This window comes from Paenirhizobium selenitireducens ATCC BAA-1503 (assembly GCF_000518785.1).
Taxonomy (GTDB): Bacteria; Pseudomonadota; Alphaproteobacteria; order Rhizobiales; family Rhizobiaceae; genus Allorhizobium; species Allorhizobium selenitireducens.
The window spans coordinates 126,781-139,001 of record NZ_KI912496.1 but is presented as its reverse complement, the minus strand read 5'-3'; the positions used below and the strand labels follow the sequence as shown (position 1 = coordinate 139,001).

11 protein-coding genes are annotated in these 12,221 nt (G+C 63.1%); 10 read left to right on the top strand and 1 reads right to left on the bottom strand.

Features of this window, described 5'->3' with window-relative positions:
* The first annotated feature begins 479 nt into the window (after positions 1-479).
* The 9 genes from L867_RS0124220 (at position 480) to L867_RS0124180 (ending at position 9,970) form a co-directional block, all read left to right on the top strand.
* Positions 480-2,018: an ABC transporter substrate-binding protein gene (locus L867_RS0124220; protein ID WP_037174452.1), complete on the top strand. Its 1,539-nt coding sequence runs from the start codon at positions 480-482 to the stop codon at positions 2,016-2,018.
* A 23-nt stretch (positions 2,019-2,041) separates the two neighbouring features.
* Positions 2,042-3,049 carry an ABC transporter permease gene (locus tag L867_RS0124215; RefSeq protein WP_028739243.1) on the top strand — a complete coding sequence of 336 codons (1,008 nt, stop codon included), beginning with the start codon at positions 2,042-2,044 and terminating at the stop codon, positions 3,047-3,049.
* Positions 3,046-3,954 (top strand): ABC transporter permease, encoded by a 909-nt coding sequence (locus L867_RS0124210; RefSeq protein WP_028739242.1) that lies wholly within the window; start codon positions 3,046-3,048, stop codon positions 3,952-3,954. Before L867_RS0124215 ends, L867_RS0124210 begins: the two co-directional genes overlap by 4 nt.
* A gap of 5 nt (positions 3,955-3,959) precedes the next feature.
* Complete coding sequence (locus L867_RS0124205) at positions 3,960-4,958, top strand: ABC transporter ATP-binding protein (RefSeq protein WP_037174450.1); 999 nt, start codon at positions 3,960-3,962, stop codon at positions 4,956-4,958.
* Positions 4,955-5,971, top strand: coding sequence for an ABC transporter ATP-binding protein (locus L867_RS0124200; protein ID WP_028739240.1), 1,017 nt, complete (start codon positions 4,955-4,957; stop codon positions 5,969-5,971). The genes L867_RS0124205 and L867_RS0124200 overlap by 4 nt, the downstream gene beginning before the upstream one ends.
* Positions 5,972-5,975: 4 nt before the next feature.
* Entirely contained in the window at positions 5,976-7,073 is a 1,098-nt protein-coding gene (locus tag L867_RS0124195; RefSeq protein ID WP_028739239.1) for a C45 family autoproteolytic acyltransferase/hydolase, read from the top strand.
* A 26-nt stretch (positions 7,074-7,099) separates the two neighbouring features.
* Entirely contained in the window at positions 7,100-8,095 is a 996-nt protein-coding gene (locus L867_RS0124190) for a sigma-54 interaction domain-containing protein (protein WP_028739238.1), read from the top strand.
* A 172-nt stretch (positions 8,096-8,267) separates the two neighbouring features.
* A complete protein-coding gene (locus tag L867_RS0124185; RefSeq protein WP_028739237.1) occupies positions 8,268-9,650 on the top strand; it encodes an acyclic terpene utilization AtuA family protein in 1,383 nt (460 codons plus the stop codon).
* Entirely contained in the window at positions 9,647-9,970 is a 324-nt protein-coding gene (locus tag L867_RS0124180) for a DUF4387 domain-containing protein (RefSeq protein ID WP_028739236.1), read from the top strand. Before L867_RS0124185 ends, L867_RS0124180 begins: the two co-directional genes overlap by 4 nt.
* A 73-nt stretch (positions 9,971-10,043) precedes the next feature.
* Here L867_RS0124180 and L867_RS0124175 read toward each other — a convergent pair whose 3' ends face one another.
* Complete coding sequence (locus L867_RS0124175) at positions 10,044-10,763, bottom strand: GntR family transcriptional regulator (RefSeq protein WP_051439200.1); 720 nt, start codon at positions 10,761-10,763, stop codon at positions 10,044-10,046.
* A 309-nt stretch (positions 10,764-11,072) separates the two neighbouring features.
* On the opposite strand from L867_RS0124175, the gene L867_RS0124170 reads away from it, so the two are divergent.
* Complete coding sequence (locus L867_RS0124170; RefSeq protein WP_028739234.1) at positions 11,073-12,203, top strand: BMP family ABC transporter substrate-binding protein; 1,131 nt, start codon at positions 11,073-11,075, stop codon at positions 12,201-12,203.
* Positions 12,204-12,221: the final 18 nt, after the last annotated feature.

Sequence of the window (12,221 nt, the reverse complement as noted above, 5' to 3'; positions counted from 1 at the left end):
CGCACAACCGCCATCCGCAACTGGAAAAACACCGACCTCAGATGGGTCAAGATCCAGTCCGGCGACAATCCACGCATCTGGTACAATATCTGAGCGGCGGACAGGGACTGGCGCAAGTCCGCGCGACACCCCGGTTCCCCCCATCCCAGGCGAAACTCAAGCGGCCCGATCGGCAACCCGATCGGGCCGCTTGGCGTCGTGCCCCGGCGCGCGCAAACAAGCTGGCACAGGCGTGTTGGCCAGGAGCACCGCGCACGCCCCCGTCATCGCGCACATTTGACACATCACGCGTGCACTTCACGCGCGACGGCCCTAAAGTGCGGGGAGCGCCGCGGAGCGCAAGACGCAAGCAACTGATATAAATCGATTTTTTCTCAGTCCTCTACCGCTCCCGGAAGATGGCATGCGGCTTGCTAACCAAGGAATGAACCAGCGGACACAAACAAACCGCGGCTCTTCTCGAACAAGGAGATATAAGAATGGGGAACTTTCAGCGCCTTTTGATTACCACCGCGATCGCCCTGGTGCTTCCGACAGCCTCGCTTTCAGCGTCGGAAATCCGTGTCGGCTTCACCGCCGATGCGCTCACGCTCGACCCGGCCAACCATCGCAACCGCGAGACGGAAACGATCATCCGCAACATGCATGACGGACTGCTGACCCGTGATCCGGACATGAGGGTCGTTCCGGAGATCGCCCAGTCCTGGACGCAGACGTCGCCGACCGCCTTCGAATTCAAGATCCGTAAGGGCATCAAGTTCCATGACGGCTCGGATCTGACCGTCGAGGACGTCAAATTCACCCTTGATCGCCTGACGGTCGAAGGCGCCATGGGCGACGGCCAGACCAGCCCGCGCAAGAGCCTGCTCGGTCCCGTTAAGGATATCGAGATCGTCGGCGACGACACGATCCGCATCAATCTCAATGAGCCCTGGCCGCTGCTCCCGGCCATGCTGCCTTTCCAGGAATTCGTCTCCAAGGCCTTCGTCGAAAAGGTCGGCACCACCGGCATGGCGACCGCTGAGAATGGTGCGGGCCCCTTCAAATTGGTCGAATGGCGCAAGGGCGATTCCATCATCATGGAACGCTTTGACGACTATTATGGCGGCTCGCCAGACATTGCTCCGGTCGGCAAGGCCTGCGTCGACCGCGCCATCTTCAAGGTGATCCCGGAAACGGCCTCACGCGTCGCGGCCCTGCTTGCCGGCGATGTCGACATTATCAACGGCCTGCCGCCGTTTTCCATTGCCCAGGTCGAGCAGAACCCCAATACCGCGGTCATGACGGTTAACGGCACGCGCAGCGTGTTCCTCGCACTCAACCTGCACGGCGACAAGTTCGATGACATCAAGGTTCGCCAGGCGGTCGCGCATGCGCTCGACAAGCAGCTGATCATCGACAAGATCCTCGGCGGCAACGCCGTATCGATCGAAGGCATCCTGAGCCCGGCCGCCTTTGCCTCGACGCCCGACCTGCCGAAGCACGAATATGATGCGGAAAAGGCCAAGGCGCTTCTGGCGGAAGCCGGTTTCCCCGACGGCATCGACATCACCATCGACGCTGAAGGCGCCGACAAGGACACTGTCGAAGCAATCGCCTCGGTTCTCGCCAAGTCCGGTATCCGCGCCAAGGTCGCGGTCGGCGAAAGCGCCCAGATCGACGCCAAGTGGGACCCGAAGAACGACAAGAACGACGGCGACATGTACTTCACCTCGTGGGGTAACGGCTCGCTCGATCCGTTCGACATCTTCGTGCCCACCCACTACACGATGGGCCGCGGCAACGCCTCCGGCTATTCCAACAAGGAAGTCGATACCCTGCTTGACCAGGGCGCGATCGAACTCGATCCGGCCAAGCGCGCCAGCTTCTACCAGAAGGCGGAAGCGATCGTGAACGCCGACCTTCCCTATATCTATCTCTGGGTTCCCAAGGATATCTATGGGGTGTCCAAGCGTCTGAAGGGCTGGAAGCCGAGCGCCGACAGCCGCATCAACCTCCACGACGCCTGCGTTGAATAACCGGCACAGGGCGGGAACGAACCATGCAACTGGGTAAACTGGTCGAGCGCCTTCTGCAGCTCGTCCCCGTTCTCCTGGGCGTCAGCACCATTGTCTTCCTGATGATGGCGCTGACGCCGGGAGATCCCGTAGAAATCATGATCGGCGACCAGCCGATCACCCCGGCGGAAGAACTGACGCTCCGCCAGGACCTCGGCCTCGACAAGCCGATCGGCGAGCGTTTCGTGGTCTTCCTCGAGAACGCCGTCACCGGCGACTTCGGTATGAGCCTGTTCCACCGGCGACCGGTGTTCGATGTGATCGTAGAGCGCCTGCCGGCAACGATCGAGCTCAGTCTCGTCGCGCTGATCATCGCGCTTGTCACCTCCATTCCGCTCGGCGTGATGGCGGCGATCAAGAAGAACACCATCATCGACCGCTTCGCCACGATCGGTTCGCTGCTCGGCGTGTCGCTCCCCGGTTTCTGGTTCGGCATCCTGCTCCTGATGCTCTTTGCCGTGCAGCTCCGGCTGCTGCCGGTCTCCGGGCGGATCGGCTTCGACAGCGAAGTGGCGCCGATCACCCATTTCCTGCTGGTCGATACATTGCTGCGCGGGCGTCTCGACGCCTTCTGGGACGCGCTGTCGCATATCCTGCTGCCGGCGATCACCCTTGGCCTGCCGATGACGGCCATCCTGACACGCGTCACCCGCACCTCCATGCTCGAAGTGCTGCGGCAGGACTATGTCGCCTTCGCCGAAGCCAAGGGCCTGAGCCGTCGCCGCATCCTCTTCCGCCATGCGCTGAAGAACGCGCTGATCCCGACCGTTTCGGTGGCCGCCCTCGAAACCGGTTCGCTGCTCGGCGGCAACATGATCGTCGAGACCGTGTTCGGCTGGCCCGGTCTCGGCCGGCTCGTGGTCGAGAGCATCTTCGTGCGCAACTACCCGCTCGTCCAGGCAGCGGTGCTGTTCTACGCCGTGACCTACGTGCTGGTGAACTTCGTCGCCGACCTACTCTACACGCTGCTCAATCCACGGGTGAAACTATGACCGTCGCCGACGATGCCGCCGCGCCGGCAATGGCTGCCGATCAGGGCAAATCGCTGTTCAAGCGCAACCTGGAGAACTTCGCCGAGAACCGTCTGGCTCTTGCCAGCGCCGTGCTGGTGCTGATCTTCGTGCTGATGGCGATCTTCGCGCCCTGGATCGCCCCGCATGACCCGAACGAAACCGATCTCTTCCGGCGCCTGCAACCGCCGGGCTGGATGCCGGGCGGTGAATGGAGCTATCTGCTCGGCTGCGACGGGCTCGGTCGCGATATCCTGTCGCGCATCATCTACGGTTCGCGCATCTCGATCTTCATCGGCACCGCGGTCATCCTCGTCGCCACCACGATCGGCATCGTCGCGGGCCTCGCCGCCGGCTATCTGCGCGGCTGGGTCGACATCGCCATTTCGCGGCTCGTCGACATCCTGCTCGGCTTTCCCTACCTGATCTTCGCCATCGGCCTGATGGCGATGATGGGGCCCGGCCTGTTCAACATCATCCTGGCGTTGGCTTACAAGGAATGGGTCATTCCCTGCCGGGTGGTGCGCGGCGAAACGCTTGCCGTGCGCGAACTCGAATATGTCGAGGCCGCCCGCGCCATCGGCGCATCGCGCTTCCACATCATGCTGCGCGAGATCATGCCGAACATCCTGTCGCCGGTGATCGTGGTGTCGACCATCCGCATGGCCGACGTCATCATCCTCGAGGCCAGCCTCTCCTTCCTCGGCCTCGGCGTTCAGCCGCCGACCGCCTCCTGGGGCTCCATGGTCGCCGACGGCCGCGCCTTCATCCTCGAAGCCTGGTGGGTCTCGACCTTCCCCGGCCTTGCCATCCTGCTGCTCGTGCTGGTGATCAACGTGGCAAGCCAGGGCCTGCGCGACGCCTTCGATCCGAGGTTCAACGAATGACGACCATGCCCGCCACTCCCCTCCTCCAGGTCCAGGGTCTCAGAACCGTGTTCGAAACGCGTGCCGGTCGGGTCTTCGCCGTCGATGGTGTCGATGTCACCGTCAATCCGGGCGAATGTCTCGGTGTCGTCGGTGAAAGCGGCTCCGGCAAGAGCGTCACCTTCTCCTCCGTCATGGGGCTGGTGCGTGCGCCGGGCCGCATCGACAGCGGCTCGATCCATTTCGAGGGCCGCGATCTGCGGGCATTGTCGCCGCAGGACATGCGCAAGATCCGCGGCCGCGACATTGCCATGACCATGCAGGATGCGCTGACGGCGCTCAATCCGGCGCTGACCGTCGGCGAGCAGATCCTCGAAGTGCTGTACGCCCATGACGAGACGCTTCCTGAAGGCCGCATGACACGGCGCAAGGCCGCACGCGCCAAGGCGGTCGAAATGCTGGAACTCGTCGGCATCGCCTCCGCCGGCGATCGCCTCAAATACTACCCGCACGAGTTTTCAGGCGGCATGCGGCAGCGGATCATGATCGCCATTGCGCTTGCCTGCCGGCCGAAGCTGCTGATCGCCGACGAGCCGACCACGGCCCTCGACGTGACGATCCAGGCCCAGGTGCTCGAACTGATCGCCGATATCCGCGTGCGTCTCGGCATGAGCGTCGTTCTGATCACCCACGATCTCGGCGTGGTCTCGGAATATTGCGATCGGGTGATGGTCATGTATGCCGGCCAGGTGGTCGAGGAAGGCCCGACCGCCTCGGTGATCCAGAACCCCCAGCACCCCTATACGCGGGGCCTGCTGCAATCCATCCCGCGGCTTTCCCTGCGCGGCCAGAAGATCAAGCCGATCGAGGGCCAGGTGCCGGACCTGATCGACCTGCCGCCGCAATGCCGCTTTTATTCCCGCTGCAGCGAGCGCCTGGACGCCTGCATGAACAGGATCGACATGCGCGAACTCGGCGAACTGCGCCGGGCGCGCTGCATCCGCCTGCCGGAGGTCAAGGCATGAGCGAGACTTTGAATACGCCGCTGATCACCGTTGAAAACCTGGTGAAGCACTATGGCGGCCGGCGAGGCCCGATTTCCTGGGCAACCGGCAAGCCGCCGGTCAACATCCGCGCGCTCAACGGCGTCTCCTTCGAGGTCCGGCGGGGCGAAACGCTCGGCCTGATCGGCGAGAGCGGATGCGGAAAGTCGACGCTCGGGCGGGCGCTGCTGCGCCTGCACGAACCGACCTCCGGCAAGGTCGTCTTCGACGGGGCCGAGGTCACGGCGCTGAAGCCCGATGCCCTGAAGGCGATGCGCCGGCATATGCAGATCATCTTTCAGGATCCCTATGCCTCGCTCAATCCGCGCCGCACCGTCGCCGACATCATCGGCCTGCCGCTGATGCTGCACGGTCTCGCCGCCAATCGGCGCGAGATGCGCGACAAGGTGGCGGCGATCATGGGCAAGGTCGGGCTGAAGACCAATCACCTCGACCGCTACCCGCACCAGTTCTCCGGCGGCCAGCGGCAACGCATCGGCATTGCCCGGGCACTGATCAGCAATCCGCAGTTCATCGTCTGCGACGAGCCGGTCTCGGCCCTCGACGTGTCGATCCAGGCGCAGATCATCGAATTGCTGACCGGCCTCAAGCGCGACATGGGGCTGACCTACCTGTTCGTCTCGCACGACATCTCGGTCATCGGCTATCTGAGCGATCGGGTAGCGGTGATGTATCTCGGAGAAATCGTCGAGATGGGACCGGTCGAGACGGTTCTGTCCAATCCGCGCCATCCCTATACCCAGAGCCTGATGTCGGCAGTGCCCGATGTCGATCATCCGGGCAAGCATCAGCGCGTGCGGCTGACCGGCGACCTGCCATCGCCGCAATCGCCACCGCCCGGCTGCAAGTTCCACACGCGTTGTCCGCTGGCGACCGACCTGTGCCGGGTCGAGGCGCCGCCGCGCCACGAGCTCGGCAACGGCCATACGGCATCCTGTCACCTGATAAACGACAATGTCTCGATCCTGAGGTAGTGCGATGTTGCCCTTCGATGCCAAGCCCGCCACCCCGGTTCTCCTGTCCGGCAGCCCCTACGAGCGTGGGCTCGGCCAGGCGACCAAGGCCGGCGTGAGCGACGAACAGATCCGCACCGCCGTGCTCGGCCGCGTCGACCAGGCGAGCGCCGCCGGCCTGCTCGATGCCGACGGCCTGCGCTACATCGAGGCGCAACGCGCTTTCCTCAGCGCGCATGATCCAGACACGATGGCGGAACTCGCCGGCATTGCCGACGGTTTCGGCCTGATGGAGGACGATCTCTTCGTCCACCAGCACATCACCATCCTGCGCGACCTCAAGACGGCCGCCGAAATCGATACCGATGGCTGCAGTACCTGGGCGGTGGGCGACAGCGAGGACGGGCCTCTCGTGGTCAAGAACCGCGATTTTTCCGGCACCCATCTCGGCGTGCAGCGTGTCTTCCTGCACGAAGGGCCGGACATCGAGACGGGCCGGATGATCTGCGTCGGCAGCGCCGGCAGCCCCGGCGCCTATTCAAGCGGGATCAATGCGGCCGGCCTTGCACTCGTCGACAATCATGTCGGAACCCGGCATCACGGCGTCGGCTGGCTGCGCTATTTCGCCATGACCCGGATCCTCGCCACGTGCCGCACGGTCGACGAGGCGGTCGCATTCATCGCCGCGCGGCGCCATGCCGGCGGCGGAAACCTGGTGCTTGCCGACCGCAGCGGGGCAACCGCGGCAATCGAATTCGGCACCGATACATTCGGCATCGAGAGGGGGGCGGCTTCATGGCGGACCAATCATTTCGTGACGGCGAAAATGGCGGGCTGCAACCTTCTCAAGGATGGCGACCGGATCGATGAGAACTCATCGATCCGGTTCGACTTCCTGTCGCGTTTGATACCGAACCGACGCTGGAATGTAGCGCAAGCAGCGGCGCTGATGGCGAGCCACGCGGAGGACGGGTCGGGTGTCGGCCCGCTCTGCCAGCATGCCGTCCGCGATGATTCCCAGACCATCTCGACCGTCATCTACCGCTGCGACAAGGCGAGCCTTCATTTTCTCGAGGGCAATCCCTGTTCGGGGCAGTGGCAGTTGTTCGAAATGCCCGTATAATCGCCATGTCTCAACCAGGGCGGCCCATGGCGAACTACGAGCGCGATCTGATCGGCGAGCATGCGAGCATCGATGCCCTGCGGAAGCTGATTACCCGCGTCGCCAAGAGCCCCGCGCGCACAGTGCTCATCTACGGCGAGACCGGCACCGGCAAAGGGCTGGTCGCCCGCATGCTGCACCAGCAGTCGGCGCGCGCGGCCAGCGAGTTCGTCGACATCAATTGCGCAGCCATCCCCTCGAGCCTTCTGGAATCGGAGCTGTTCGGCCATGAGCGCGGCGCCTTCACCGGTGCCCAGGTCAAGAAGGCCGGCCTCGTCGAGATGGCAAATCACGGCACCGTCTTTCTCGATGAGATCCGCGAGATGGACCTCGTGCTGCAGGCCAAGCTCTTGAGCTTCCTCGACACCCAGAGTTTTCGCCGGGTCGGCGCCGTCACCTCGACCTCTGTCGACGTCCGGCTTGTCGCGGCGACCAACAAGATCCTGCTCGGCGAGGTCAATTCCGGACGCTTCCGCGAGGATCTCTACTACCGGCTGCAGGTCGTGGCGATCAACCTGCCGGCGCTCAGGGAACGCGCCTCCGACGCCCTGATCCTGTCACAGCATTTCGTCGACAAGTTCAACGCCCAGTACAAGCGCAACATCACGGGCCTGAGCGAGGAGGTCCAGCAGATCTTCCTGCAGTATCCCTGGCCCGGCAATGTCCGCGAACTGGAAAACCTGATCGAGCGCATCTTCATCCTCGAAGACGACGACGTGATCCTGCCTCGGCATCTGCCCGACCGCATCCTGCGCACGGTGAAGGCGAAGGCCGCGGGCGTCTCCTCCCTTGCCCGCAGCCAGCCCGGCTCCGACGAGCTTTTGCTCGGTTTCCACGATGCCACGGCACATTACCAAAAGAAGCTCATCGAGGCAGCGCTTGCCGCAGCCGGCGGCAATCTGCAAAGCGCCGCCGCCAGCTTGAAGATCAGTCGGCACGCCATGCGTCACCAGATGATCAAGCTCGGACTCATCACCGATTGAGGCGGCGCGCATTGCGCGACACGCCGCGTGCGTTTCGCGCAGCTCCTTGAGGCCGATCCAGGTCCGTTATTTTCTCTCAACAATTACAGCATCTTAAAGTTCCGTTCGCGGTTGGCACGGCGCATGCATTCACCAGGACAAGACGGATTTCGTTCTTCAATGGAGAAAGTGCATGCGATCTATGAAGATCATCTGCCCCAACGGGCATCTGGGTTTTGCGCCGCTGAAACCCAGGAGTTTCCACATCGGTGTCGATGCCGGCCCCGACTTCATCGCGGCCGACAGCGGCAGCGACGACATCGGTCCGGTGCCGCTCGGCAACGACACCTGCGCCAGTCCGAAGGCCTGGCAAGCGCATGACCTCGAGGAAATGCTGCTGGCCTCGCGCCGCATCGGGGTGCCGATGATCATCGGTTCGGCCGGCGATACCGGCACCAACAGCCGGGTCGACATGTATGTCGAGATGATCCGCGAGATCGCCGCCAAGCATGCCCTGCCGCCCTTCCGGATCGGCTGGTTCTATTCCGAGGTCGACAAGGAGCTGGTGCGCGCCAAGATCCGCTCCGGCTCGACCATCCAAGGCCTCGACGCCCGTCCGGCGCTGACGGAGGAGGAGCTCGACGCCACCGAACGCGTCGTCGCCATGGCCGGCGTCCATCCGTTCCGGGCGCTGCTCGATCAGGGCTGCGACGTCATCATCGGCGGTCGTTCCTCCGACAGCGCCGTCTTTGCCTGCGCAGCCCTTGCCCGCGGCTTCCCCGAAGCCCAATCCTACTATCTCGGCAAGGTGCTGGAATGCGCCTCGTTCTGCGCCGAGCCCTACGGCGCCAAGGAAACGGTCCTCGGCGAGATCACCGAGGACTGGGTCGAGGTGACGGCCATGTCGCCGGAACAGCGTTGCACCGTCGCCTCGGTTGCCGGCCATGCCATGTACGAGCGCTCCAACCCCTTCTTCGAATATGTCGCCGGCGGCATGCTCGACATGACCCACTGCGTCTACGAACAGGTGTCGGAAAAGACCACCCGCGTCACCGGCATGGAGTTCGTTCCCGCAACCGACTTCCGCGTCAAGCTCGAAGGCTCCGGCAAGCTTGGCGAGCGCTTCGTCGGCATGGCCGGCATTCGCGACCCCTACACCATCGCCCATGTCGACGAGGTGATCGAATGGGCGCGAACCCAGGTGCGCGAGCGCTTCGGCCCGGACGGCTGGGAACTGCACTACAACGTCTTCGGCCGCAACGGCATCATGGGCGACATGGAGCCGCTGAAGGACAAGCCGGGCCACGAACTGATGATCGTCGTCCAGGGAGTCGCGCCGACGAAGGAAATGGCCGAGGAAGTGACGATCACCGGCACGCGCCAGTTGTTCTACGCCCGCCTTCCCGACGTCAAAGGCACCGCCGGCGGCGTCTCCTTCGTCCTCGACGAGGTCATGCAGGCGAGCCCCGCCTACCGCTGGACCCTCAACCACACCATGGCTGTCAGCGATCCGCTGGAGCTCTTCCCCACCCACACCGCCATCATCGGCAACGGACAACTCGAGGCTGCGCAATGACCGTGACCAAACTCTCCGACCTCGCCAAGACGATCCGCAGCAAGAATGCCGGGACCGACAAGATCACCTTCGACATCATCTTCCGCGAGCGGGAGACCTATGAAAAGGTGAAGCGATCCGCTGCCCTGACGCCTCAGACGGTCTGCGCCATCCTCGGCATCGACCAGGCCCGCCTCACGGACTTCGTCGAATACGATCCGGCCTATGCGATCAAGTTCACCATCCTGCGCATACGCCCGAGCGGTAGCCCGGGCGACGCCGACATCTTCGGCGCACAGCAATATGCGCCCTTCCTCGATGTCGAGGTTCGGGACATGTGATCCTGTCCTGCCGGCGTCCACGACCGGTATCGACTCCCGCAGCACGGCTGCGGGAGTCCGCCGCGTATCGGGATCACACGGCCTTTGCTTCCGAGGCAAAGACCGTGCTGGCATCCCGCACGATCGAAACGTGGGAATAGGCGGCCTTGCCCGCAGCCGTGGCGTCGCCCTTGAGGATCGCCGAGACGATCGCCTGGTGCTCCTCGAAGGATCGGCTGAGCCGGCCCGGCAGGCGAAACTGCGCGCGACGGAACGGCGCAAGGCGGGCGCGGGTCTGGGTCACGAGATCATAGATGTGATCATTGTGAGCGCCGCGATAGAGCAGCGTATGGAAATCCATGTTGTGCGCGGCATAGGCTTCTTCATTGCCGGAATGAACGAGACGCATGGATGCCCGGTGCATCGTCTCGAGCGCATGACGTTCATCGACCGTCATGCGCGCCGCTGCGAGCCGCGCGCAGATGCCTTCAAGCTCCGCCATGGCCTCGAACATGGAGGAGAGATAGTGGCCCGTCACATTGGTGACTTCCGCACTGCGGTTCGGCTGCCGGTCGACAAGCCCCATGGCGCACAGCTCGCGAAGAGCCTCCCGCACCGGGGTTCGTGACACTTCAAAGCGGCCCGCCAGCGAGATTTCGTCCAGTTTGTCACCGGGCTTCATCTGCCCGGTCACGATCATGTCGGCGATGGCCCGCACCATCTGCTCGACGGTCGTGCCGGTGCGGACAATCTCTCTCTTCTTCGATGTGTTCACGCGCGACTCGGCTCTCTTCACGTCTGCATACAGATGCATGGCAATTTCGAACGAGTCAAACCTGACAGCTTAGCAACTGATTATCTTATCATTTCTGACGTTCGACATGTCGTCGAAACGGAAGCACACTGCCATTTCGGCATTTTCTTCGAAGCAGGCGCATATTTTTCAAACAATGATGATTTATTGGCCATATCCGCCATAAAACTGCATACACTTTGCGCGTCGCACTCCAGGGCTTCGAATTTAACATATATTTTTCAATGATTTAATTTCTGGCACGGTGATTGCATACACTTTCCTTGTGATCATTTGAACCAGGCCTTTGCCGCCACAAGGAGCATTCCCATGACCAAACTCCTTCGCATGAACCGCCGCAGCTTTCTGAAATCCTCCGCCACCGGCGTCGCCCTGGCCGGTCTTGCTCCCGGTCTCCTCGGCTCGACCGCCGCCGCGCAGGCGGCGCTTACCGTCGGCTTCATCTATGTCGGCCCGAAGGACGACTACGGCTACAACCAGGCTCACGCCGAAGGCGCAGCCGTGATCAAGGCCATGCCGGGCGTGACCGTGATCGAGGAGGAGAACGTTCCCGAGACCGTCGACGTCCAAAAGACCATGGAATCGATGATCAACCTCGACGGCGCCTCGCTGATCTTCCCCACCTCGTTCGGCTATTTCGACCCCCACATGCTGGAGATGGCGAAAAAATACCCCGACGTGCAGTTCCGCCATTGCGGCGGCATGTGGAAGGAAGGCGTCCACCCGGAAAACACAGGTTCCTATTTCGGCTACATCGGCCAGGGCCAGTATCTGAACGGCATCGCCGCCGGCCACGCCACCAAGAGCAAGAAGATCGGCTTCGTCGCCGCCAAGCCCATTCCGCAGGTGCTGCAGAACATCAATTCCTTCCTGCTCGGCGCCCGTTCCGTCGATCCGGCCATCACCTGCCAGGTGATCTTCACCGGCGAATGGTCGCTCGCCGTCAAGGAGGCCGAAGCGACGAATGCCCTTGTCGACCAGGGCGCCGATGTCATCACCTGCCATGTCGACAGCCCGAAGGTCGTGGTCGAGACGGCCGCCGGCCGCGGCGCCTTTGTCTGCGGCTACCACGCCAACCAGAGCCCGCTCGCGCCGGAGAAATACCTCACGGGCGCCGAATGGGCCTGGGGCAATGTCTACACCGACTTCGTGAAGAAGGCTCAGGCGGGCGAAAAGCTCGGCAATTTCGTCCGTGGCGGCCTCAAGGACGGCTTCGTCAAGATGAGCCCGCTCGGTCCGGCCGTTCCTGAAGCCGGCCGCAAGCAGTTCGAAACGACGCTTGGCGAAATCATGGCCGGCGGCTTCTCGGTGTTCAAGGGCGGCATCAAGGACAACAAGGGCAATGTCGTCGTCGCCGAGGGCAAGTCCTTCCCCGAGGATGCGATCGAGCTCGAAAGCATGGACTATCTCGTCGAAGGCGTCGTCGGCTCGACCTCGTAACCTGAACGGAGCGGCGGC